The organism is Avibacterium paragallinarum (genome assembly GCF_900450705.1).
Lineage (GTDB): Bacteria > Pseudomonadota > Gammaproteobacteria > Enterobacterales > Pasteurellaceae > Avibacterium > Avibacterium paragallinarum.
This window is the reverse complement of record NZ_UGHK01000002.1, coordinates 1,401,375-1,422,981: the sequence shown is the minus strand read 5'-3', so window position 1 is coordinate 1,422,981 and position 21,607 is coordinate 1,401,375. Positions and strand designations below refer to the sequence as shown.

Here is a 21,607-nt window from a genome sequence, read left to right as displayed (position 1 = left end):
AGCAACCCATTGAATAATTAGGAGAAAAAAATGCAAGGTAAAATTGCTTTAGTAACAGGAGCAACCCGTGGAATTGGGCGTGCGATTGCGGAAGAATTAAGTGCCAAAGGAGCGTTTGTGATCGGTACTGCCACCTCTGAAAAAGGGGCTGACAGCATTTCCGCTTATCTTGGCGAGAAAGGCAAAGGCTTAGTGCTAAATGTCGCGGATCAACAATCCATTGAAGCAGTTCTCGCACAAATCAAAGCGGAGTTTGGCGATATTGATATTTTGGTGAACAACGCGGGCATCACTCGTGATAACTTGTTAATGCGGATGAAAGAGGAAGAATGGTTTGATATTTTACAAACTAATCTCACTTCCGTTTTCCATCTCTCTAAAGCAATGCTACGTTCAATGATGAAAAAACGTGCGGGTCGCATTATCACCATCGGCTCAGTGGTTGGCTCAATGGGCAACCCAGGACAAGCCAATTATTGTGCGGCAAAAGCGGGGTTGATCGGCTTTAGCAAAGCCCTTGCCAAAGAAGTGGCTTCGCGTGGCATTACCGTTAATGTTGTCGCTCCGGGATTTATTGCCACAGATATGACCGAAGCCCTAACCGAAGAGCAAAAAGCCGCGACTTTAGCTAATGTACCCGCTGGGCGTTTAGGCGAGCCGAAAGATATTGCCAAAGCGGTAGCATTTTTAGCCTCTGACGACGCAGGCTATATCACAGGAACAACATTGCACGTTAATGGCGGAATGTATATGGCATAATGCCAACAGACAGCGATTTTGACATAAAACAATTTATTGTCTGAAACCATAGCCAAAAACAGGGCTTAATGCTAGAATTACCTCCAGCGATGTAAATTGTTTACGTTGGCTGTTGCGTTAGCAAAGTAACGTAACTTATTTTAGTGAATGTATTTTGATTAGCGAATTTGTGGTTTGACCTTGTAAAAAGAGGTTGCAACTTGGCTAAAAATACATACACTATAAAACCATTATTTTATGGCTAACTATAAATAGGAAAAAGCAAATGAGCATTGAAGAACGCGTAAAAAAAATCATTGTTGAACAATTAGGTGTTAAAGAAGAAGAGGTTAAACCAGAAGCTTCTTTCGTTGAAGATTTAGGTGCAGACTCTTTAGACACTGTTGAATTGGTAATGGCTTTAGAAGAAGAATTCGATATCGAAATTCCTGATGAAGAAGCAGAAAAAATTACCACTGTTCAATCAGCGATTGATTACGTTGAAAACAATCAATAATTAAAATTAAGGCGGTTTCTAGACCGCCTTAATTTTTGTCCTTTTTTAATATCTAACTTTCCACTCTCTCTAATTTTCAGCGTAAATTTTGATTTAGATAGCCTTTTTCTAAAAAAATTTCTCAGATATGTTGTAGAAAATTCTAAATAACGTATCATTCATAAATAATTATTAATAACTCATCTTAGGGATAGACTATGCTTTATTTAGAATTCTTATTTCTACTACTAATGCTTTACATCGGTAGTCGTTATGGTGGTATCGGCTTAGGTGTCGTATCTGGTATAGGGTTAGCTATTGAAGTTTTTATCTTGAGAATGCCTTTAGGTAAAGCACCGATTAGTGTAATGCTAATTATTCTTGCTGTGGTTACTTGTGCTTCCGTGCTGGAAGCTGCTGGCGGATTAAAATTTATGCTACAAGTCGCAGAAAAAATCCTGCGTAATAATCCGAAACGCGTTACCTTACTCGGACCGATTGTTACTTATTTAATGACCTTTATGCTTGGTACAGGGCATTCCGTGTATTCTATTATGCCAATTATTGGTGATGTCGCACTAAAAAATAAAATTCGTCCAGAACGCCCAATGGCAGCAGCTTCCGTAGCATCACAGCTTGCGATCACCTCTAGCCCATTATCCGCTGCGGTGGTTTTCTATCTCGGCAAAATTACCGAATTACCTGGTTTTGAAAATATTAGCTTACTTGATATTATCTGCGTGACTGTGCCAGCAACCCTTGCTGGAACAATTGCACTTTCGCTTTATAGTATGCGTCGAGGTAAAGAATTAGAGCAAGATCCTGAATATCAACGCCGTTTACAAGATCCTATTTGGCGTGAGCGAATCTTGAATACAACAAGTACAACGCTAAACGAAACGCTTCCTCCTGCTGCAAAACAATCTGTTTACCTCTTTTTATTAGCCCTAATTTTAATTGTATTCATTGCAATGTTCCCTGAAATTAGAACTGTAGGCGTCGGAGAAAAAATCAAACCAATTTCAATGTCTTATATTATTCAGATGATGATGCTCTGCTTTGGAGGAATTATTTTATTAGTCACTAAAACAAATCCTCAAACTGTTCCAAATGGTGTCGTATTTAAATCTGGAATGGTTGCTGCAATTGCTATTTTTGGAATCGCTTGGATGAGTGACACATATTTTAGTTATGCAATGCCACAATTTAAGGCTGGTATCACAGAAATGGTGAGCAATTATCCTTGGACATTTGCTTTTGCCCTCTTCGCCGTTTCAGTCGTAATCAACAGCCAAGCTGCCACTGCGGTAATGATGTTGCCCGTAGGTATCGGCTTAGGCTTACCAGCTCCCCTGTTAGTTGGCTTAATGCCAGCGACCTACGGTTACTTCTTTATCCCCAATTATCCATCAGATATTGCTACCGTTAACTTTGACGTAACAGGTACAACAAAAATTGGCAAATACTATTTCAATCATAGCTTTATGATACCAGGGTTAATTGGTGTTATTGTTGCCTGCATAGTAGGCTACACTGTCGCACAAATTATTATTAGATAGTCAAATAAATAAGTGCGGTGATTTTTCTCCGCACTTATATTAAACGACATATTTTTAATTACATTAAACAAACTACATTTTTATCAGATTATGTGCCGTAAAACTCCGTCCTTCAGGGCGGAGATATAAGGCACAAACGGCGTAAGCCGTTTCAAACCTAACTAATCAGGTGTTTGTTGTTGCTCAATGTATTGGCGAATAATGGAAATTGGAGCGCCACCACAACTCCCTGCAAAATAAGACGGAGACCAAAGCTGATTACCCCAAAGTTTTTTGCGGATGTTCGAGTAGTTTTTCTTCCTAATCATTCGGCTTGATACACCTTTTAAACTGTTTACAAGTGTAGATACAGCCACTTTCGGTGGATATTCCACAAGTAAATGAACGTGATCGTCTTCGCCATCAAACTCGACTAGTTTTGCTTCAAAATCGTTGCATACACTGTCAAAAATAAGCTGTAATTCACTCAACATTTCTTTTGTAAATACATCTCTACGGTATTTAGTGACAAAGACTAAGTAAACATGTATGTTAAAAACACAATGCCTTCCGTGTCGAATATCAGTTTCTTTTTGCATAGACCAAGGGTAAAATGTTGAAAACTTACATTCTAAACCTTGTCAATGCAACTACGCAAAGCCTTTAAGTTCGAGATAATGCCGAATGGCGAACAAACCCGTAAAATCAAGCAATTTTGCGGTTGTTCTCGTTTTGTGTTCAATCGGGCATTGGCTTGGCAAAATGAACAATACGAGCAAGATAACAGCTTTAAGTTCAGTTACACTAAAATCGCCAACTTGCTTCCACAATGGAAAAAAGAATTAGTTTGGCTAAAAGAATGCCATTCTCAAGTGCTTCAACAGTCTTTAAAAGACCTAGAAAGTGCGTTTAAAAATTTCTTTCAGAAACGTGCCGACTTTCCAAAATTCAAGAAAAAAGGCGTGAAAGAGAGCTTTCGTTTTCCGCAAGGTTGCAAATTAGAACAGGAAAATGACCGCTTATTTTTGCCAAAAATCGGCTGGATTCGCTATCGCAACAGCCGAGATATCGTTGGTGAAATCAAAAATGTTACCGTCAGCCAAAAGTGCGGTCGCTTTTTTGTTAGTATTCAAACTGAATTTGAGTATGAAATCCCGACACATAAAGGCGGTGAAATCGGTATTGATATGGGCGTTGCACGTTTTGTAACATTGTCAAATGGTGAATATTTTGAACCGGTTAACGCCTTTAAAACTTACAAAGGAAAATTGGCTAAACTGCAAAAGAGGCTTAAAAATAAAGTAAAATTTAGCCAAAATTGGCAGAAATTAAAGGCGAAAATCGCCAAACTGCATCATAAAATTGCTAATTGTCGCAAAGACTTCTTGCATCAGACTTCAAGCAAAATCAGCAAAAACCACGCCATGATCTATATTGAAGATTTGCAGGTGTCAAATATGTCAAAATCAGCCAAAGGTACGGCGGAAACACCAGGCAAAAATGTTGCTGCAAAATCAGGGTTGAACCAAGCGATATTAGATCAATCTTGGTTTGAGTTTCGCCGTCAGTTGGACTACAAAACGCAATGGCAAGGTGGATTTTTAGTGGCAGTGCCAGTGCAAAATACCAGTCGAACTTGCCCTTGTTGTGGTCATGTAGCAAAAGAAAATCGCCAAACACAGGCTAATTTTGAGTGTGTAGAATGTGGCTACACAGAAAATGCCGATGTGGTTGGAGCGTTAAATGTATTGGGGCGTGGGCGAGCTATCGTCCACGCGTAATAAAATGTCAGGGCAGGACATGCCCGTAGAGCTTGTGAAGTGAACTTCATTGAGAGGTCAGCAACAAGAACCCACCGAGAGTAGCCCATTGCTTGCAATGGGCACTAGTAGGAATCCCCGTCCTTTAGGGCGGGGAGGATGTCAAAAAAAATACTAAAAACTTTTTACTTCAAGCATTCCACCAAAGCCTTAAACAACGGAGAATCCTGTCTTCGATTAGGGTAATAAAGATAATAACCTTCGTAACGCATTGCATAATTTTGTAACACCTCGACTATCTCACCAGATTTAAGCTCTTTTAGCACTCTGTCTTTCGGCATTAATGCCAACCCCAAATGAGATAAGCAGGCTTTTTTTGCAAGAAAATTATTATTCACCACGAATCGACCCGATGGCATAAATTTAACCACTTCTTTACCCTTTGGCATACAAAATTCCCAAGGAAAAATACCTTCAGAAGTTGGCATTCGTACACACAAACATTGATGTGAAGTTAAATCATCAATTGTTTTTGGAATTCCGTATTGTTCTAAATATTGTGGCGTTGCAATTAATGCCATTTGCATATCATCTGAAATTCTGATGGCGATCATATCTTTATCTACTTCTTTGCCTAAACGAATCCCCGCATCAAAACGCCCAGCTACGATATCAGTAAATTTCATATCGCTGATTAGCTCTAATTTTACTTCGGGATATTTTTCCATAAATCTTAATAGCTTATCCCAAATAACATAGAGAAAAACGTGATCAGCCCCATTAATACGTAATGTTCCATTTAGCGTGTTACGAAAATGACTTAGTGCATTAACATTATCTTCAATACTCTCAAATAATGGAAAAAGTTGTTTAAAAAGTTGTTCACCTGCTTCGGTAGTGGCAACACTGCGAGTTGTTCGATGAAACAATTTTATTTTCAGCTGTTCTTCCAATTTCCGCATAGAATGGCTTAACGCTGAGGTCGATACGCCTAAATATGCAGCCGCTTTAGTAAAACTGGCAGTTTGTGCAACAATAATAAAATTGCGTAATTCATTCATATTTTCAATCATCTTGGCTCTCTTTGATTGTTGAAAAATATTCAACAGGCTATCAAAAAAATACCCCACTAATCAAAACAATATTTTCTCCCTATAATGTCATCATTCAAAGCACATAGGAGTAAAAAATGAAAACAGCAACATTAAACAACGGTATTGAAATACCAATGATCGGCTTTGGCGTGTATCAAGTGAGCGATGAAGAAACGGAACAAGTCGTCTTATCCGCCCTTGAACAAGGCTATCGCCTGCTCGACACCGCTGCCATTTACGGTAACGAAGCGGGCGTAGGGCGTGCGATTAAAGCCAGCGGCATCCCTCGCGAAGAGATTTTCGTTACCACCAAATTGTGGATTCAACGCCAAGATGCGTTTAACGGCACACAAAAAGCCCTTGACGAATCCTTGCGCCGTTTGGGCTTGGATTATGTGGATCTCTACTTAATGCACCAGCCTTTCGGCGATGTGCACGAAGAATGGCATGCGATGGAAACAGCATTAAAAGCAGGCAAAACCCGTGCCATTGGCGTGAGCAATTTCCATATGGATCGCCTCGCCGACCTTATCACCTGCCACGACACCGCGCCAGCCGTGAACCAAATCGAAACCCACCCGTTCTACCAGCGTGAGGCGGAATTAGCCTTTCATAAAGAACTGGGGATTTTGCAACAATCTTGGGGATCGCTGGCTCAACCAACGCGGTATCGCCATCATTCCAAAATCAGTGAAAGTGGAAAGAATGCGTGAAAACCGCGACATTTTGGATTTCACCCTTGACACACAAGACCTCGCCGCCATCGCCACACTTAACCGCGATGAAATCATCTTCGATCACCGCGATCCAAAAATGGTGCAATGGTTGGCACAAGCGAGAGGCTAAACCCAGATTGAAAAACGCCGTGTGGCATACCGCACGGCGTTTTTACTGTCATTAAAAAAACAGCGTGAAAAATGCACCGCACTTTTCAGGCAGCCTGAAAAGCAGCGAAATGCTATTGCAAAGAAAACTGGCGATGGCTGGTGATCAAACCCATTGTCAATTTTAATGCCGTCTGAAAGTGCGGTCATTTTTCACCGCACTTTTTTATGCCATTCTCCCCAAATTATTGAATTTTATTCACAACCTTATCCAATAAAACCCCACTAATCATCGCTGTGCAAAAACCTTATACTAACCGCCTCAAGCCTATTGATTTATCAGGAAAAAATAATGAAATCAAAATTTAAACACACCCTCATTCTTTCCGCCGTGTTGGCATTTACCGCCTACGCCTTTGCCAGCCCGATCAGCATTGAAAAACAAGGCAGTTTTACGGTGGGTGGGCGTTATGTTACCCACGAGGGGCAGTTTAACCAACGGAATTTTCTCTCCCCCAATGGGCAGCGTGCCTATGGCGATTTTGCCTATGTGAACTATCAAATTCCCGTGAATGCGAAAAAATATCCGCTGATTTTCCAGCACGGCGGTGCGCAATCCAAACGCACTTGGGAAAGCACGGTAGACGGTCGAGAGGGCTTCAACACCTTGTTTTTACGCAAAGGCTATTCGGTGTATTTGCTGGATCAACCACGCAGTGGCGAAACCAACCTCTCCACCCAAGCCCTCGACCCTGCCACCCCTTGGGCGAGTAACCCGATGTATGGCGACAAAACCTTTTATATCCTCTCCCGCGTTGGGCATTTTGACGCACAAGGCAAGCCCGTGCCAAACGCCCAATTCCCCGCAGGCGAAGCCAACTATCAAGCCTTCCAACAAAGCTGGTCGGTTGGCTCAGGGCCTTTGGACAACGAGTTAAACGCCGATGTTCTCGCCAAACTTGTCAATCAAACCGATGGTGCAGTTTTGGTAACCCACTCAATGGGCGGCACAATCGGCTGGTGTGCCGCCATTCGCAGCGACAAAGTCAAAGCCATTATCGCCTATGAACCAGGCGGCACGCCGTTTATCTTCCCCGAAACGGAAATGCCTAAGATCACAAAAGCACGTTTTGAACACTTATCTGCCACTGCAATGGGTGTGCCAATGGACGACTTTTTAAAACTCACCCAAATCCCCATCGTGCTGTATTACGGCGATTACATCAAACTCGGCTCAAACAACGTGGGTGAAGACAAATGGGGCACAGAAATGGCAATGGCACAACAATTTGTCGATACCATCAACCGCCATGGCGGCGATGCCACGCTGGTGCATTTGCCCGACATTGGCATTAAAGGCAACTCCCATTTCCTAATGGGCGAAAAAAACAACCAACAACTCGCCGACCTCGCAGCACAATGGCTGAAAACAAAAGGCTTAGATCGCTAAGATGAAAAGTGCGGTAGAAAACGACCGCAGTTTTACCCATCATAACAAAAAGAAATGTTTAACAATTTAAGGAGTATTTAAATGAAACCAACAGGCTTCCCCCTTACCTTACTTTCAGCGGTGTTACTCAGCACTGCGTCATTTAGCCACGCCGCCGATCCCGTGCAGGCAGGGGCTGGGATTGTGGTGGTGCAGACCCAAGCAGGCGAGTTGCAAGGCTATGTGCAAGACGGCATTTACACTTACAAAGGCGTGCCTTATGCCCGTGCCGAACGCTTTATGCCACCGCACGCCGTTACTTGGCAAGGCACAAAACTCGCCCTCACCTATGGCGATGTCTGCTCACAAGTGCCGATGGGCGGACGTTCGTTTTTCTTCACCGGCCCCGAAATGCACGAAAGCGAGCAATGCCAAAACCTCAATATTTGGACACCCTCGCTTTCAGACGGCAATAAACGGGCGGTGATGGTGTGGATTCACGGCGGCGGTTTTCAATCGGGTGCGTCTAACGATTTAGACAGCTATGACGGCGAAAACCTCGCACGCACGGGCGATGTGGTTGTGGTGTCGCTCAATCACCGCCTCAACGCAATGGGGCATTTGGATCTCTCCGCTTACGGCGAAGCCTACAAACACTCTGCCAATCTAGGCATTCAAGATTTAGTCGCCGCCTTGCAATGGGTGAAACAAAATATCGCCCAGTTCGGCGGAGATCCTGACAACATCACTATTTTTGGCGAAAGCGGCGGCGGGGCGAAAGTCCTCACCCTAATGGCAACCCCTGCGGCGAAAGGCTTATTCCAAAAAGCCATTGTGGAAAGCGGTGCGGTGGAACGAATGGGTATGACCCTCACCGATCCGAAAATCGGTCAGCAAGTGGCAGCGGAAACCCTCGCCATTTTGGGCGTAAACGAAAAAGACTTGAGCAAATTACAACAATTTAGCCCCGAACAAATCAACCAAGCCGCCAGCCAAGCGATGAAAAAAATCGCCGAGCAACGCAAAATCCCAGCCATTCGTGGCAACGGCTACGCACTGGCTTGGTCGCCAACAATGGACAGCGACTATATCCCAACGCAACCTGTGGGCGAAAAATACCCCGACATCGCCAAAGATATTCCGCTCCTCATCGGCTCAAATTTAACCGAATGGGAAAGCTTCCCCTTGCAACTGAACCTTGCAGAAAGCGAAAAAAGCAACCGTTTCACTTGGAGCGAAGAGGAAGTGCAACAACGGCTGAATGCCAAATATGGCGACAAAACCGCCGCCGTGATCGCCGCTTTCAAACAAGCCTACCCACAACGCCGCCTCGCCGATGCCCTGTATGTGGACAGCTTCTTACGCGCCCCAGCCTTAAAAACCGCCAGCCTCAAAGCTGACCAAGGCGGCGCACCTGTGTATCAATACCTCTTCACTTGGGACACGCCCGTATTTAACAGCATGCCAATGAGCTACCACACCACCGAAATCGCCTTTGTTTTCAATAACATCGACCGAATGAAACAAGCCACAGGCGGCGGAGCAGCCGCCCACGCCCTAGCCGCCAAAATGAGCCGTGCGTGGACAAACTTCGCCAAAACAGGCAACCCCAACGCCACAGGCTTACCCCAATGGCAGCCCTACACCCGTGAAAACGGCAACCTGATGATTTTCGACAACCAACCCGAAGTCAAACAACATCACGACAAAGCCCTAATGCACCTACTCGCCCCGAATATGAAGTATTAACCGAGCAACATTATTTGGAGCAAAGGGAATGACATAAAGTGCGGTGAGTGCGGTGAGATTGGAGCGTGTTTTTATCACTAAATTGATTTCACTTTTATAAAAGTCCTTAAAGTTACTCATTTTTGAGCAGTTTAGTCAATTTAAGGCTTGTTTTGAGTGTGTGTGTGGGGGGGGGGAATAGAAAAGAAAGCAGTGGGGTTTCTGAATTTTTGCAATCGCAAAATCCCCTAAAAATCCCACCGCTCTTTCATTCTCCCCCTTTCAACAAACGGTCAAAATCGCTTTCAAAATGCTGGTCTTGAATAACACGATATTTTTCAAACTCGCTTAAAGCGTGGGCGCTGGCGATTTCGGCGGTAACTTTGCCGGCGTCTTGCAACACGGCTCGGTCGGTGGCGTCTAAAAAGCGATTGAGCCTTGTTTCCCAATCTTGCATTGTCATCGGAATTTGGCGTAATGCCATATCTTCCGCCATATCCAAATAAGCGGACACCAGCCGTTGCAGTTGAGCTAATTCATTGTCGGATAAATAATTTTTCGCCACCACCACATCAAAAGGATAAATTTTGCCCTGTGGTGCGTCTTTCCAAGTGGTCAAGCCCATATTCGGCTTGCTGGCGTTTGCTCGTTCTACAATCAATTCTGCGGCGGTATGACCGTGAATCGCCCAATGCAATTTGTTTTGCACGGTGGCAAAAAAGCGTTTAGTCGCTGTGGAGGTGCGGTCGTAATCAATGGAAGTCGCATAAATATCGGTGATTTTTTGGTAAAACTTGCGTTCTGACAGGCGAATTTCTCGGATACGGGCAAGTTGTTCTTCAAAATACTTTTTGCCTAAACGGGTGCCGTCATTTTTCACCCGCTCATCGTCCATCGCAAAACCTTTGATGGTGTAGGTTTGAATAATCTCAGTCGCCCATTTGCGAAACTGCACCGCTCGCTCGGAATTGACTTTATAACCCACCGCAATAATCGCTGAAAGATTGTAGTGTTTGGTCTGGTAATTTTTACCGTCATCGGCAGTTACTCGAAATTTTCGAGTAACTGAATTTTCCGATAACTCATTGTCTGCAAATATTTTTTGCAGATGATAGGTTACAGTATGCGACTCTATATCATAAAGCTGCCCCATCATTTTTTGACTCAACCAAACATTTTCGTCCGCATAAATGGCATTAACTTGGCTCTCGCCTGTAGCGGTCATAAAGGTGAGATATTCCGCCACTGAAGAAACAATTTCCGATTTGGTCATACAAACTCCTTAACTGAAATTCTGTTTAGTCTAATGCCATTTGCAAAGCTGGCAAGGGAAAAAGGGCATTTTTTCTATGTAGATCGCAAAAAAAGGTGAAAATCCGACCGCATTTTGGGTGTGGTGTGTTTTGCGTTCTCTTAACAAGCGAGGTCTATTTTAACCGCTGGTGTGAACTTGCCTTAAGAATAGACGAAGCGTATTTAAAAAACGATGCGAAAAAAGTACCGCACTTTTATGTTTTAATCCAAAAGTGCGGTGTTTTTTTGGGTAATTTTTTGCTATGTCGCCCCGCTACACAATTTTTGCACTAGGTAAATTCGAGTGCTGTTTATTTGAGCAAGAAAAATAATCGTCTTCAACCGCCTCAAGCTAACGCCTTCTTTTTTCTAAAGAACAATCCCCAGATCGCCCCTCTTGTGGCGTAAGCTGTGGCAATTAAAATGGTGAAAAAATCAAAATAAAAAATTCCTTGAGATTCACCATAGCTGAAGTAGGCGAAATCCACTTGTAGCAATAGATAAGGCAATAAATCCCTCTGTAGGAAGATCAACACGCCATAGGCGGCGATGATGAGCCAGCAAGCGGGAATGAGCTTGCGGGCAAGCCAGTGATCGAGGTCTAGGCGGTAAACATTCGCCAGTAAATTGGCGATGATTTTCCAATGTAAGCCGAGATGAACGCCGATCATTATTTGCAGCCAGTGGGTGCTGGTCATATGGACTTTTCGTATTAGATCGCTGGTGGAATGGAACGGCATCTCCGCCAGCAGGTGTTTAGACAACATTATGCCGCTGATACAGGCGGTGAAAAATAATAAAAATGTGGTGAAATTAATGCTGTATTGCAACAGGCTATAAGGGGTAGGGTTGGCTGAAAACAGCGTTTTGAGCCACCAAGTATTCAATGCGAGATGAGAAATAATCAGGGCAAAAAAGGCGATGCCAAGCCATTCGTGCGTGCTTTCGTCATACAAATGATAGCCAAATAATGACAGCAATACCGCCGTCATTACCAAATCTTGTGCAAGCTGGAAAAGCGTTTTCTTTTTCATTAACAATCCGTAGTGTGAAGGGCGAGCCATAACGCCATTTTGTCAATGAGCGATAGGAGGCCCACGGTTTTCTTGTATTTAGTCGTTTGATTTCAAAACAATACGGCATTACATCGCCTTGCTGTACTGTCTGCGGCTCGTTGCCTTGTCTTATTTTGAACTTAAACGACTTTAATTTTTCGTGTAACCATTTTGCTGTAAAAAAGTAGCTAAGCGTTTTTCCACTTCAGGCTCTGCTCTAACGGTTTTATGTAGGTAGGCTTCAAAGCCTGCTTTCACGTTGGCTTGCGGCTGAAGCTGTTGGATTTGTCTGTCCGTTCCGCCTAAGCGACTACCGCCGTGTCCCACAACTGGCACGATCTCTTTTCCGCTAAAATCCACTTGTTCCAGTAAAGAATAAAGCGGCATCGGCATTTGATACCACCAAATCGGATAAACCAAGAAGACCCTATCTACCTCCGCTAAATTCGGCAGGGCTTTCAAGGCAGGCTTGATATTTTTGCGTTGCTCGGTTTGGGCAAAGTCTAACAATGGCTGATGTATTGTTGGATAGGTTTGCACCGTTTCCAAATGGAATAATTCACCGCCAGTGTTTTTTTGAATTTCCTTCGCCAAATATTCATTTGCCCCAAGCATTTCGCCATCTTTCACCAACTTACTCGCTCCCGAAACGCCATCAACCAGCTGATCTTGGGTGTAACTTTCGGGCTGAGAGAAATAGATAATCAAATTCTTGGCTTGCAACGGCATCGCCATCACCGCTGATAACATTAAGCTAAAAAAGGTTTTTTGGGAAAATATCATTGTTTCGTCCTCGTTATTATTGAGGAACGCATTATAAGAAAAAGCCAAGTAAAGAATTAGTGGGCAAAAACAAAATAGGCTTGTGAATAATTTTCAACAATATAAGGAAAGTGCGGTGGTTTTTTACGCTGTTTTTTACGCCATCTGAAAAACCTGTTTTCAGACAGCCTCTCTTTCTTTTTTCTCACAAACCAAAAAACGGGTTTTTAAACCACCGCACTTTTCCCCCATCACCCATTCGTTAGGCGTAAGTAATCCACCACCACTCTTAGGGCGGGGGAGATGTGGCGGCTGGGGTAATAGAGATAAAACGCAGGCAGGGTTGGGGGTTGGTTGGGGAACAGGGCGATGAGTTCAACGCGTGCGATGTCTTGTTCCACCATACTTTCGGGCAGGTATGCCAGCCCTAGCCCCATTTTGGCGGCGGTGCGAGCGGGGTAATCATCGCTGAAAATCCATTTTGCTTGTGGGGTGAGTTGGTGGGTTTCGCCGTTGTGTTGGAATGTCCAAGGGTAAAGCGTGCCGCTGCTGAGCATACGGTAGCCGATGCACGAATGTTGTGCCAGTTCGCTGGGGTGTTGCGGTATGCCGTGCTGTGCTAGATAGCCTGGGCTGGCGACTACTGCCATTTTTAGCGGTTCGCTGATTTTCACGGCGATCATATCTTCTGCCACATCGTCACCAAGCCGTATGCCTGCGTCAAAGCCATCTTTGACGATGTCGATAAAACGGCTGTCGCTAATGGCTTCGATGATGATGTCGGGGTAAAGCCGTTGCAGTGGAGCGAGTTTGGGGAGCAGTAGCCATTCGATGGGGTGGTTAGCACAATTAATCCTCACCACACCACGGGGCGATTGGCGGTAGTGTTCAAGCTGGGCTAGTCCTTGGTTGAGGCGGTTGAAACTGCGTTCGGCTTGTTGATAAAACTGTTGCCCTGCTTGGGTGAGGGATACGCTGCGAGTGGTGCGGTGCAGCAGTTGCACACCTAATCGGGCTTCGAGCTGGCGTATGGTTTTGCTTAAGGCAGGGGCGGAAATGCCGAGTTTGTTGGCGGCTTGGCTGAAGCTTTGGTGCTGGGCGACTTGGTAAAAGGCGTAGAGGTCGTTGTAATTGATTTTGTCCATATTCTTAACCTGTGGTTCATAGTTTATGATGATTTTAGCCTATTATCATTGAATTATTAATCTTTACAATAGTGGTCATTCAATTAATGGAGAACCACAATGAAACTCAAACCCTTATTTACCGCCTTATTTTTAAGCACAACTTTATTAGGAGGCCCAGCAATGGCAGAGGTAACCCTCACCCCAATGAAAGGCGTAGAAAGCCTGAATATGACTCAACAATGGGACAAAATTTTCCCGCAATCCAATCAAGTGGAACACCACAAAGTTCGCTTCAAAAACCGCTTTGGCATTACCCTCGTGGGCGATTTGTATATCCCGAAAAACGCCAAAGGTAAACTGCCTGCCATCGCCGTGAGCGGCCCATTTGGTGCAGTGAAAGAACAAACCTCAGGGCTATACGCCCAAACCCTTGCCGAACGTGGCTTTGTAACCCTTGCCTTTGACCCTTCCTACACGGGCGAAAGTGGCGGCACACCACGCAATATGGCTTCCCCTGACGTGAACACCGAAGATTTCAGCGCCGCCTTAGACTATCTCGGCTTGCAAAACTTTGTCGATCGCAACCGACTTGGCGTATTAGGCATTTGCGGTTTAGGCGGAATGGCATTAAACGATGCCGCAATGGATACCCGCGTCAAAGCCGTGCCACCAGCGTAATGTATGATATGAGCCGATCCATCGGCTGGGGCGTGGGCGACCAAAAAAATGGCTATACCCCAGAACAACGCCAAATCGTGAAAACCTACCTCAACAACCTACGCTGGGCAGATGCCGAAAGCGGTGAGCGTGCCATCGGCTTACACGAAGTGGTGTTAGATCCAAATAACAACGTTGTGCCAATCCAACAAGGGCTACCTGACGAACTGCCCGCAAACGCCAACCCCGTATTGGCACAGTTCCACAACTTCTACAAAACCCAACGCGGCTACCACCCACGTTCCATTAACTCCACCACCGCGTAGACAGCCACCATGCCCTTATCTTTCGTGAACATTCCAATGATAGCTACATCAGCGAAATATCCCCTCGCCCAATGCTGATCGTAACAGGCGAAAATGCCCATTCACGCTATATGGCAGAAGAAGCCTACCAAGCCGCAGGCGACAACCCAAATAAAGAATTGGTGATCGTGCCAAACGCCACCCACGTTGATCTCTACGACAACCAAGCAGGCAAAATCCCTTTCGACACCTTCGCCGATTTCTTTAAAAAGCATTTATAAGTTGTAAAAAGTGGCTTGATAATGCACCGTGCTTTAGGCGTTTGGCTTAAAGTGCAGTGCGTTTTTACGCTGTTTTTATGCCATCTGCCTCCTGTTTTCAATCAGCCCCTCCGCCTTTCACATTCATTTCAATACCGAATCAAAAACATTTCCTCATTCCTTTTTCAGACAGCATTAGGGTTCTCGTCGCCTATTATTGAATATTATTCAACACCCTATCCCATATTCTTCGCTAATCAAAGTAAGTCCATTCTGCTATCCTATCCCCTATCATTTACATTCATCATTAATAAGGAAAAATTATGCTATCCATTCGTCAAAAATTCACTGTCTTGGCGGCGGTTTCTTTGCTGGCAAGCCAAGCCTTTGCCAGCCCGATCACCATTGAAAAGCAAGGCAGTTTTGCTGTGGGCGGTACGGTGAAAACCAGTGTTGGGCAATACACGCCCGTGCCTGAGGCGATTAAGGGCAAAAGCAGTAATCCGTTTTGGGACGTGTATAACGCCTCCATCGCCGCTGGTGGGCAAACCTTGCACGGCGATCACGCCAGTGTATTTTACCAAATTCCGGTAAATGCCAAGCCTTATCCGCTGGTGTTTTTGCACGGCTATGGGCAGTCGGCACGTACGTGGCAAACCACGCCAGATGGCCGTGAGGGCTTCGATACGATTTTTTTTACGCAAAGGTTACCCGATTTATTTGATCGACCAACCAAGACGCGGGCAAGCAGGGCAAAGCACGGTCGCCGCCAACTTGCCTGCCGTGCCTGACGATCAATTTTGGTATGCCCAGTTCCGTATCGGTGTTTATCCGAATATGAATAAAGGCGTGGCGTTCCCGAAAGATGCCGCCAGCCAAGACCAATTTTTCCGCCAAATGACACCCGATACAGGGGCGTTTGATGTGGGCGTGATCACCGATAGTATGGTGAAATTGTTCGACAAAACAGGGCAAGGCGTATTTGTTACCCACTCCGCTGGTGGCGTGATCGGCTGGACAACCGCCATGCAAAGCGACAAGGTGAAAGGCATCATCGCCGTTGAACCAGGTTCGTTTCCGTTCCCAGAGGGTGAAGTGCCGCCTACACAAACCAGCCAATTTGGCGATGTTGCACCGATGAAGGTCAGCAAAGCCCAATTTGAACGCCTTACCAAGCTACCAATTGTGATTTATTTTGGCGATTTTATCCCCGACCATTTAGACGGCACGCAAGGCGGCGAGCAGTGGTATGCCCGTTTGCAACTGGCGAAGCAGTGGGCAAAAGTGGTGAACCAACACGGCGGCAAGGTGAGCGTGGTGGAATTGCCGAAAGTGGACATTCACGGCAACACCCATTTCTTAATGTCGGACACCAATAATCAGCAAGTGGCTGAACATTTGGCGGAGTGGCTAAAAGAAAACGGATTGGATAAATAAGGGGGTAATTCAATGTCGTCTAGTGCTTAGGCGACATTATCGATCTTGTTCGAGGCTTTCGCCAAGCCGTATGCCTGCATTAAATCGCCCTGTGATAATGTCGGTGAATTTCATATCGCTGGTGAGTTCCAGCTTTACTTCGGGATAGCGTCGCATAAAGCTGTCGAATTTTTCCCATAAGAGCATAAATGAATAATTGCTCACCTGCTTCGGTGGTGGCTATGCTGTGGGTGGTGCTGTTGATCAATTTGATTTTTAATTCTTCTTCCAATTTGCGTATGGAATGGCTGAGTGCGGAGGTGTATACGCCCAACTGTGCCGCCGCTTTGGTGAAACTCCCTGCTTGTGCGGCGATTAAAAAATATTTGAGTTCGTTTAGATTATTCATTGTGTTGTGTTGTGATTGTTGAATTTTGTTCAAGAGTTTAGCGAGCTTTTATTTAAACTGGTATTATGAGAGTCTATTAAATGAAAATGCCGTCTGAACTTTCAGGCGGCATTTTATAATATCTTATTAAATTACAAATATACTGAGTTAATATATTCTAAAAATATTTCTCTTAATTGATTACCACGCTCTTCAATATACTCAAGACACCATTTATCTTTATTACGTAAATAATCATTAATTTTTACATTACCACTCTTAAAACCAATAATATTGTCCTTTTTATCTTTATCTTCCGCCTTTTTATCAAATGATTTGTTAGATAAATTGCTGTTATAAGCGGATAAAGTCAGATTTCCTAAAGAATGCAATCCGTATTTACAATCCTCATTCCATTCACCTTCTTTGGGATTTTGCGGATAAATATGCTCCACTGACCAAATTGCTTTTCCTTTTTGATTAACTGCCCAAAAATCTACTTTATTTTCTGCTGTACGGTTTTGTTGCTCCAAATAGATTAAAATATAACGTATTAAGGCTGGATTATCTTCATATAAGGATTTACTTAGCAATGCCTCTTTAATTCTTTCTTGTGAAGGTAATTCTTTTTGTAATTCATCAAACAAACTTTTTTCATTATATTTGTTATGTTGCGTTTCCGTTGCCCGAATAAAAATTTCATCTAAACGATTGGTTGCTGGACTATCTGTCAAATGGCGAATCATAAACCATTTCTCAATATAATCCAGTAAATTGGCAAAATTTTGTTGAGAGTACTTCTCAAATAAAAATAACAGTAGTGTATAAGCTGGTGCAATCCCTAACTTCTTCAAATCAAATAATTTATTCTTATATTTACTCCATAATTCATCTTTCTCCTGAATATTTTCAGGGTATGACAAAAATTTATAAATGATTCTATTATTGATTATGTGAGATCTCAAATGAAAGAATCAAATTCAATCAAATATTTTATTAATCATTGTGATGTCTCAAATCCTGATCTTTTCTCAAAATGTCTATCAAATAACTTAAAAATACTAAATAGGAATAAAATAGACTTCTTTATTGCTCATTGAGAACATCCACACAAAGTAAGAAATTAGGACTTATGTTGAATTAAACGGAATTAAGTGGGTCAGAAGTCTTATAGAATAAGGGGTTAAGAGAGTTTAGCCCCTTTTTTATTGAGGGAAATTTAAAGATGAGAAAATGAGAAAAATTAGCTGATTAGAGCCGTTTCAATCACATAAAGTGAGAAATTCCGATCCAAATTTAAAAGCGTTTAAATGGCGTTTAAATTCATTGTTTAGCCTTTCATCAATCAATCGTTATCTATCTTGACAGTTTCAATAAAACCTTTTTATTATCAATTCACTAGGTGCTTAAAAATTCAAAAATAAGCACCTTAGATGGCTTTTTGTCTGAAACCTTAGGCTACGGCACGAACCTCAAGGGCGGCCAGGCTCTCTTTTTGTTCCTTTTCTGTCTGAGCTGCTAACGCTTCGGCTGTTGCCAACAAACCAACTTGTCTATCTTTATTACACCGCCTAAACGCACACACAAGCTGCCATTCGTCATTCGTTAAGCCCTCAGGCGGTTTAGGCTGAACAAAGCCTTGTGCCTTTGTTTCTAGGGCTTGTAGCTTGTTTTCTAGTTGATCTATACGTTTTTGCAAGTCATCTTGGCTTGGTGGTATAGATTTATCAGGCTCTTTTGTTAAACGCTGAGAAAAGCCTAAAGCAGTCTGCACTTCTAATGGCATAGTATAGACACTATATTCAAAAGTTTTTCCTTTTACTCCCTCTCTTTGTCGTTTTTCCCACCCTTCTCTACTAGCTTTTTTTACAATTCCTTTATCAGACGTAGGTAATGAGCTTATTTTTTTTTCCAATAATTCTGTTACAGAAAACCATTCCTGAGAGTTCTTCATAAAACCCCTAGTAAGGAACTCAAGTTCTTTTCTGGTGTGAGAATTTAACTTATTGATATTAAAAAGAAAATAAAAATAATTAAATTTTTTTGAAAAGAACTATTGAGTTCCTTACAAAATAAGCGTATAGTTCCTTTCAGTTACTCACAATCATAACTCAATTAAATTAATTAACGTCATAAGGATAGCACGGAATGGAACAGAGTAAAAAGAATATGCATCGAGCATACATCATTGCCGCTATAAAAGAAAAAGGTAGCTCGCTTACTCAATTATCAGTGAACGCTGGATTGCATCCTAGAACATTAGCAAATGCACTAGATAGAAAGTATCCAAAGGGCGAGAAAATTATTGCAGATTTTATTGGCGTTCCTGTTCAAGAAATATGGCCAGAACGCTATTAGTTCTGTAAGGAATTTTTATGGAAACTTGGCTAACTACTCAAGAACTTTTAGGGCTGACATCTTTACCCAGTTCTGATCGTGGAATTAGCAAAAAAGCTATACGAGAAAATTGGGAAAAACGGCAAAGAGAGGGAGTAAAAGGGAAAACGTATGAATACGCCTTCTCCTCCCTCCCCCAAGAAGTCCAAGCGGAGTATTTACTTAAAAACACCACCTTACCAAAACCAAGTGCGGTGGAAAAACAGGCTGAAAAGCAAATGAGTGAAAGCGCGTGGAATGTCCTCGCTTCGGCTACTAATGAACAAGAACGCCGTGCTGAACGTCGTTTTAATGCGGTGATGAAGCTAAAAGGGTTGTTGGATATGCACCTTAAATTAATGGACGCCATGGATCGGGTGGTTGAGCATTTTGCGGGGCAAGAAGGTGAAGCGGTGAGCCGTGGAAGTCTGAAGCGTTGGTGGTACAAAGTGAAAAATCACCCACAAAGCAACTGGTTGCCGTTGTTGTTAGATAGGGTTGAGCGTGATACCACAAACCGCTATGCCAAGATTGACGAGCTTGCGTGGCAATTCTTTTTAGGGGAATACTGCCGTCAAGCCCAACCAAACTTTGCCATTTGCTATGAAGAGCTGTGTTATGCGGCAGAAGAAAACGGCTGGGCGGTACCAAGCCTCAACACGTTAAAACGCAAGTTTAACAGAGAGATGACGCCCGCCCAAATTGCCCTGATGCGAGGCGGTGATCACGCCCTGCGTGAGTTGGTTAAACCGCAACGCCGTAGCGTCGCCCACCTCCAAGCCCTTGAGATTATCAATGGCGATGGTTATCAGCATAACGTGTTTGTGGATTGGTATGAGGACGGCTCTCGCCCTATCCGCCCGAAAACGTGGTTTTGGCAAGATGTTCGCACCCGTCGCATTTTGGCGTACTGCGTGGACGACAGCGAAAACGGCGATCAAATCCGTCAAGCCACCCTGCGATTAATCAAACAATATGGCATCCCAAAGAAAATTTTAATGGATAACACCCGAGCCGCCTCCGATTTGCAAACCTCCACCCAAACCAAACGAGGTAAGCGGAATAAAGCCATTGTGGTTGATGGGTTGTTTGAACGCCTTGGTATCCAAGTGATCCGAACCCTTGTATTTAAAGGGCGAGGCAATGGACGAGCCAAGCCGATTGAGCGTGCGTTTAGACGTGATGGATTGCCCGCTTACATTGACCGAAACCGCCGTTGCGAAGGCTTTTTTACGGGGGATAGCCCAACGGAAAAACCCGAAAACTACCAATACAAAAAAGGCTTAGATAAAGCGACATTTTTACAAATTGTTGAAGAGGGTGTGCGTAAGTGGAACGCCAAGAAAGGACGCCAAAGTGAGCTAGGGCAAGGCATTTACAGTGCCGATGAGTTATGGGCAAGGGATTATGCCCAAGTTGAAGTGATAAAACCTACCGATGAGCAGTTACGCCAATTAATGATGTTAGGCGAAAGCACCAAAGTGGACAAATACGGCTGTTTTACCCTCAAAGCAGGCTACCGCCTAGACGGCGAGAAAAACACCTACTATGCCGAAGCCTTACAGGGCGGGCAATACCCTTATGTGGTGGTGCGGTTTGATCCCGATGACTTACACGGCACGGTGTATGTGTATGACTTAAATGGCGTGTATTTGTGTGATGCGATATGTGATAAGCCACTTGCCTTTGACAGCATGAAAGGGGCGGCAATGCAACGTCGCTTAGAGGCACAAGAAGCACGCCAAACCAAAAAGCAAGTACAAACCCTAGAGAAAATGGACAAACACCAACACGAACAATACCGCAAGCATTTTGACGACGTACCAGAGGCGGAGTTAGTTGAGCCGAAGAAAGTCAAGCGACTAGCAATGTTCGAGGGGAATTTACAACGCAAAGTCGAAGAAATGGATTGGGTGGTGGATGACGATCCCCCTACCGAAAACGGATTTGCCAAAGGTGTAGCGAAGTTTAAACAGTTATTAAATGATGATTAAAGCAACAGGAGAAAGTGATGAGTCAACGAAATCTACAACGTAAAAAGAGCCTAAAGGTCGCAAACGTACTCAAAGCCCTTGAACGTGAAAATACAGAACAACTCAATCAAGCAAAAGAAAACGAGGAAGTTGTCGCTCAACTTGAAAGGCAAGCCTTGAGTAGCGTTGCAAGAAAGTGGGAATTGACTGAACAATTTCTTGCCGATACGACACTTCCCCGCTCTTTGCAAGTCGCGTTGAAAGACTATCAAGCCGCGTTAAGTATCGCCATTTCGCGAAAAGTAAAAGTAAATAGACATCTTCTGGGGGTATTTTGAAATGACGGCTAAACCAGTAAACCAAGTTGACTTGATGTTCTTCACTCTTT

The 21,607-nt window shown here is 43.7% G+C and carries 22 protein-coding genes and 3 pseudogenes; 14 read left to right on the top strand and 11 right to left on the bottom strand.

Annotated elements, in window-relative coordinates:
- Nucleotides 1–30 precede the first annotated feature (30 nt).
- The 3 genes from fabG to DXZ23_RS11840 all read left to right on the top strand — a co-directional run bounded on the left by fabG (nt 31) and on the right by DXZ23_RS11840 (nt 2,793).
- On the top strand, nt 31–759 hold the full coding sequence (gene fabG, locus DXZ23_RS11850) for a 3-oxoacyl-ACP reductase FabG (protein WP_017805596.1): 729 nt from the start codon (nt 31–33) through the stop codon (nt 757–759).
- A gap of 265 nt (nt 760–1,024) precedes the next feature.
- Nucleotides 1,025–1,255 (top strand): acyl carrier protein, encoded by a 231-nt coding sequence (gene acpP / locus DXZ23_RS11845; protein ID WP_017805595.1) that lies wholly within the window; start codon nt 1,025–1,027, stop codon nt 1,253–1,255.
- A 197-nt stretch (nt 1,256–1,452) separates the two neighbouring features.
- On the top strand, nt 1,453–2,793 hold the full coding sequence (locus DXZ23_RS11840; protein ID WP_017805594.1) for an anaerobic C4-dicarboxylate transporter: 1,341 nt from the start codon (nt 1,453–1,455) through the stop codon (nt 2,791–2,793).
- A 161-nt stretch (nt 2,794–2,954) separates the two neighbouring features.
- Here DXZ23_RS11840 and tnpA read toward each other — a convergent pair whose 3' ends face one another.
- A complete protein-coding gene (gene tnpA, locus DXZ23_RS11835; protein ID WP_017805593.1) occupies nt 2,955–3,371 on the bottom strand; it encodes an IS200/IS605 family transposase in 417 nt (138 codons plus the stop codon).
- A 45-nt stretch (nt 3,372–3,416) separates the two neighbouring features.
- Here tnpA and DXZ23_RS11830 point away from each other — a divergent pair, with 45 nt between their 5' ends.
- Nucleotides 3,417–4,553, top strand: coding sequence for an RNA-guided endonuclease InsQ/TnpB family protein (locus DXZ23_RS11830; RefSeq protein WP_035695615.1), 1,137 nt, complete (start codon nt 3,417–3,419; stop codon nt 4,551–4,553).
- Between the two features lie 164 nt (nt 4,554–4,717).
- Here DXZ23_RS11830 and DXZ23_RS11825 read toward each other — a convergent pair whose 3' ends face one another.
- Nucleotides 4,718–5,605 (bottom strand): LysR family transcriptional regulator, encoded by an 888-nt coding sequence (locus DXZ23_RS11825; protein WP_017805591.1) that lies wholly within the window; start codon nt 5,603–5,605, stop codon nt 4,718–4,720.
- Nucleotides 5,606–5,721: 116 nt separating this feature from the next.
- On the opposite strand from DXZ23_RS11825, the pseudogene DXZ23_RS11820 reads away from it, so the two are divergent.
- Nucleotides 5,722–6,472 (top strand): annotated as a pseudogene (locus DXZ23_RS11820) (aldo/keto reductase).
- Here DXZ23_RS11820 and DXZ23_RS11815 read toward each other — a convergent pair.
- Nucleotides 6,469–6,660, bottom strand: coding sequence for a hypothetical protein (locus DXZ23_RS11815; RefSeq protein ID WP_017805589.1), 192 nt, complete (start codon nt 6,658–6,660; stop codon nt 6,469–6,471). The pseudogene DXZ23_RS11820 and the gene DXZ23_RS11815 sit on opposite strands and share 4 nt — an antisense overlap.
- 142 nt (nt 6,661–6,802) lie before the next feature.
- Here DXZ23_RS11815 and DXZ23_RS11810 point away from each other — a divergent pair, with 142 nt between their 5' ends.
- Both DXZ23_RS11810 and DXZ23_RS11805 read left to right on the top strand, forming a co-directional pair.
- Nucleotides 6,803–7,900: an alpha/beta hydrolase gene (locus DXZ23_RS11810; RefSeq protein WP_017805588.1), complete on the top strand. Its 1,098-nt coding sequence runs from the start codon at nt 6,803–6,805 to the stop codon at nt 7,898–7,900.
- An 81-nt stretch (nt 7,901–7,981) separates the two neighbouring features.
- Nucleotides 7,982–9,628, top strand: coding sequence for a carboxylesterase/lipase family protein (locus tag DXZ23_RS11805; RefSeq protein WP_021723758.1), 1,647 nt, complete (start codon nt 7,982–7,984; stop codon nt 9,626–9,628).
- Here the strand turns inward: DXZ23_RS11805 and DXZ23_RS15530 are convergent.
- From DXZ23_RS15530 to DXZ23_RS11785, 5 genes are all read right to left on the bottom strand, one after another.
- On the bottom strand, nt 9,602–9,748 hold the full coding sequence (locus DXZ23_RS15530) for a hypothetical protein (RefSeq protein ID WP_172457189.1): 147 nt from the start codon (nt 9,746–9,748) through the stop codon (nt 9,602–9,604). The two genes, DXZ23_RS11805 and DXZ23_RS15530, sit on opposite strands and share 27 nt — an antisense overlap.
- A 127-nt stretch (nt 9,749–9,875) precedes the next feature.
- A complete protein-coding gene (locus DXZ23_RS11800; protein WP_017805587.1) occupies nt 9,876–10,880 on the bottom strand; it encodes a virulence RhuM family protein in 1,005 nt (334 codons plus the stop codon).
- A 367-nt stretch (nt 10,881–11,247) separates the two neighbouring features.
- Nucleotides 11,248–11,934 (bottom strand): DUF4405 domain-containing protein, encoded by a 687-nt coding sequence (locus tag DXZ23_RS11795; protein WP_017805586.1) that lies wholly within the window; start codon nt 11,932–11,934, stop codon nt 11,248–11,250.
- A 171-nt stretch (nt 11,935–12,105) separates the two neighbouring features.
- On the bottom strand, nt 12,106–12,786 hold the full coding sequence (locus DXZ23_RS11790) for a flavodoxin (RefSeq protein WP_223810344.1): 681 nt from the start codon (nt 12,784–12,786) through the stop codon (nt 12,106–12,108).
- Between the two features lie 182 nt (nt 12,787–12,968).
- Nucleotides 12,969–13,862 (bottom strand): LysR family transcriptional regulator, encoded by an 894-nt coding sequence (locus tag DXZ23_RS11785; RefSeq protein ID WP_017805584.1) that lies wholly within the window; start codon nt 13,860–13,862, stop codon nt 12,969–12,971.
- Between the two features lie 99 nt (nt 13,863–13,961).
- Here DXZ23_RS11785 and DXZ23_RS16190 point away from each other — a divergent pair, with 99 nt between their 5' ends.
- The 4 genes and pseudogenes from DXZ23_RS16190 to DXZ23_RS16175 all read left to right on the top strand — a co-directional run bounded on the left by DXZ23_RS16190 (nt 13,962) and on the right by DXZ23_RS16175 (nt 16,503).
- Nucleotides 13,962–14,522 carry an alpha/beta hydrolase gene (locus DXZ23_RS16190; RefSeq protein WP_017805583.1) on the top strand — a complete coding sequence of 187 codons (561 nt, stop codon included), beginning with the start codon at nt 13,962–13,964 and terminating at the stop codon, nt 14,520–14,522.
- 8 nt (nt 14,523–14,530) lie between these two features.
- Nucleotides 14,531–14,827 carry a hypothetical protein gene (locus DXZ23_RS16185; RefSeq protein WP_338010246.1) on the top strand — a complete coding sequence of 99 codons (297 nt, stop codon included), beginning with the start codon at nt 14,531–14,533 and terminating at the stop codon, nt 14,825–14,827.
- Nucleotides 14,828–14,898: 71 nt separating this feature from the next.
- Nucleotides 14,899–15,087, top strand: coding sequence for an alpha/beta hydrolase (locus DXZ23_RS16180; RefSeq protein ID WP_017805581.1), 189 nt, complete (start codon nt 14,899–14,901; stop codon nt 15,085–15,087).
- 302 nt (nt 15,088–15,389) lie between these two features.
- Nucleotides 15,390–16,503: pseudogene (locus tag DXZ23_RS16175) on the top strand (alpha/beta hydrolase).
- 42 nt (nt 16,504–16,545) lie between these two features.
- Here DXZ23_RS16175 and DXZ23_RS11770 read toward each other — a convergent pair.
- From DXZ23_RS11770 to DXZ23_RS11760, 3 genes and pseudogenes are all read right to left on the bottom strand, one after another.
- Nucleotides 16,546–16,891, bottom strand: a pseudogene (locus tag DXZ23_RS11770) (LysR family transcriptional regulator); the annotation flags it as partial.
- A gap of 131 nt (nt 16,892–17,022) precedes the next feature.
- Nucleotides 17,023–17,793: an HNH endonuclease family protein gene (locus DXZ23_RS11765; protein ID WP_017805580.1), complete on the bottom strand. Its 771-nt coding sequence runs from the start codon at nt 17,791–17,793 to the stop codon at nt 17,023–17,025.
- A 530-nt stretch (nt 17,794–18,323) separates the two neighbouring features.
- The gene (locus DXZ23_RS11760; protein WP_017805579.1) at nt 18,324–18,824 is read right to left on the bottom strand and encodes a DNA-binding protein; all 501 of its coding nucleotides are present in this window, start codon (nt 18,822–18,824) and stop codon (nt 18,324–18,326) included.
- 194 nt (nt 18,825–19,018) lie between these two features.
- Here DXZ23_RS11760 and DXZ23_RS11755 point away from each other — a divergent pair, with 194 nt between their 5' ends.
- From DXZ23_RS11755 to DXZ23_RS11745, 3 genes are read left to right on the top strand one after another with little or no spacing between them, the layout of a single operon-like run.
- A complete protein-coding gene (locus tag DXZ23_RS11755) occupies nt 19,019–19,228 on the top strand; it encodes a helix-turn-helix domain-containing protein (RefSeq protein WP_017805578.1) in 210 nt (69 codons plus the stop codon).
- A 17-nt stretch (nt 19,229–19,245) separates the two neighbouring features.
- A complete protein-coding gene (locus DXZ23_RS11750; protein WP_114995524.1) occupies nt 19,246–21,240 on the top strand; it encodes a transposase domain-containing protein in 1,995 nt (664 codons plus the stop codon).
- 17 nt (nt 21,241–21,257) lie between these two features.
- The gene (locus tag DXZ23_RS11745; RefSeq protein WP_114995521.1) at nt 21,258–21,557 is read left to right on the top strand and encodes a hypothetical protein; all 300 of its coding nucleotides are present in this window, start codon (nt 21,258–21,260) and stop codon (nt 21,555–21,557) included.
- The last annotated feature ends 50 nt before the right edge of the window (nt 21,558–21,607 follow it).

Excerpts from the sequence above, each read along its gene's own strand:
- DXZ23_RS11795 (WP_017805586.1), bottom strand. The coding sequence starts at position 11,934 with ATGAAAAAGAAAACGCTTTTCCAGCTTGCACAAGATTTGGTAATGACG.
- DXZ23_RS11785 (WP_017805584.1), bottom strand. The coding sequence starts at position 13,862 with ATGGACAAAATCAATTACAACGACCTCTACGCCTTTTACCAAGTCGCC.
- DXZ23_RS11810 (WP_017805588.1), top strand. The coding sequence starts at position 6,803 with ATGAAATCAAAATTTAAACACACCCTCATTCTTTCCGCCGTGTTGGCA.
- acpP (WP_017805595.1), top strand. The coding sequence starts at position 1,025 with ATGAGCATTGAAGAACGCGTAAAAAAAATCATTGTTGAACAATTAGGT.
- DXZ23_RS11815 (WP_017805589.1), bottom strand. The coding sequence starts at position 6,660 with ATGACCGCACTTTCAGACGGCATTAAAATTGACAATGGGTTTGATCAC.
- tnpA (WP_017805593.1), bottom strand. The coding sequence starts at position 3,371 with ATGCAAAAAGAAACTGATATTCGACACGGAAGGCATTGTGTTTTTAAC.
- DXZ23_RS11830 (WP_035695615.1), top strand. The coding sequence starts at position 3,417 with ATGCAACTACGCAAAGCCTTTAAGTTCGAGATAATGCCGAATGGCGAA.
- DXZ23_RS11745 (WP_114995521.1), top strand. The coding sequence starts at position 21,258 with ATGAGTCAACGAAATCTACAACGTAAAAAGAGCCTAAAGGTCGCAAAC.
- DXZ23_RS16190 (WP_017805583.1), top strand. The coding sequence starts at position 13,962 with ATGAAACTCAAACCCTTATTTACCGCCTTATTTTTAAGCACAACTTTA.
- fabG (WP_017805596.1), top strand. The coding sequence starts at position 31 with ATGCAAGGTAAAATTGCTTTAGTAACAGGAGCAACCCGTGGAATTGGG.
- DXZ23_RS15530 (WP_172457189.1), bottom strand. The coding sequence starts at position 9,748 with ATGAGTAACTTTAAGGACTTTTATAAAAGTGAAATCAATTTAGTGATA.
- DXZ23_RS11840 (WP_017805594.1), top strand. The coding sequence starts at position 1,453 with ATGCTTTATTTAGAATTCTTATTTCTACTACTAATGCTTTACATCGGT.
- DXZ23_RS16180 (WP_017805581.1), top strand. The coding sequence starts at position 14,899 with ATGCTGATCGTAACAGGCGAAAATGCCCATTCACGCTATATGGCAGAA.
- DXZ23_RS11825 (WP_017805591.1), bottom strand. The coding sequence starts at position 5,605 with ATGATTGAAAATATGAATGAATTACGCAATTTTATTATTGTTGCACAA.
- DXZ23_RS11755 (WP_017805578.1), top strand. The coding sequence starts at position 19,019 with ATGGAACAGAGTAAAAAGAATATGCATCGAGCATACATCATTGCCGCT.
- DXZ23_RS11805 (WP_021723758.1), top strand. The coding sequence starts at position 7,982 with ATGAAACCAACAGGCTTCCCCCTTACCTTACTTTCAGCGGTGTTACTC.
- DXZ23_RS16185 (WP_338010246.1), top strand. The coding sequence starts at position 14,531 with ATGAGCCGATCCATCGGCTGGGGCGTGGGCGACCAAAAAAATGGCTAT.
- DXZ23_RS11800 (WP_017805587.1), bottom strand. The coding sequence starts at position 10,880 with ATGACCAAATCGGAAATTGTTTCTTCAGTGGCGGAATATCTCACCTTT.
- DXZ23_RS11760 (WP_017805579.1), bottom strand. The coding sequence starts at position 18,824 with ATGAAGAACTCTCAGGAATGGTTTTCTGTAACAGAATTATTGGAAAAA.
- DXZ23_RS11750 (WP_114995524.1), top strand. The coding sequence starts at position 19,246 with ATGGAAACTTGGCTAACTACTCAAGAACTTTTAGGGCTGACATCTTTA.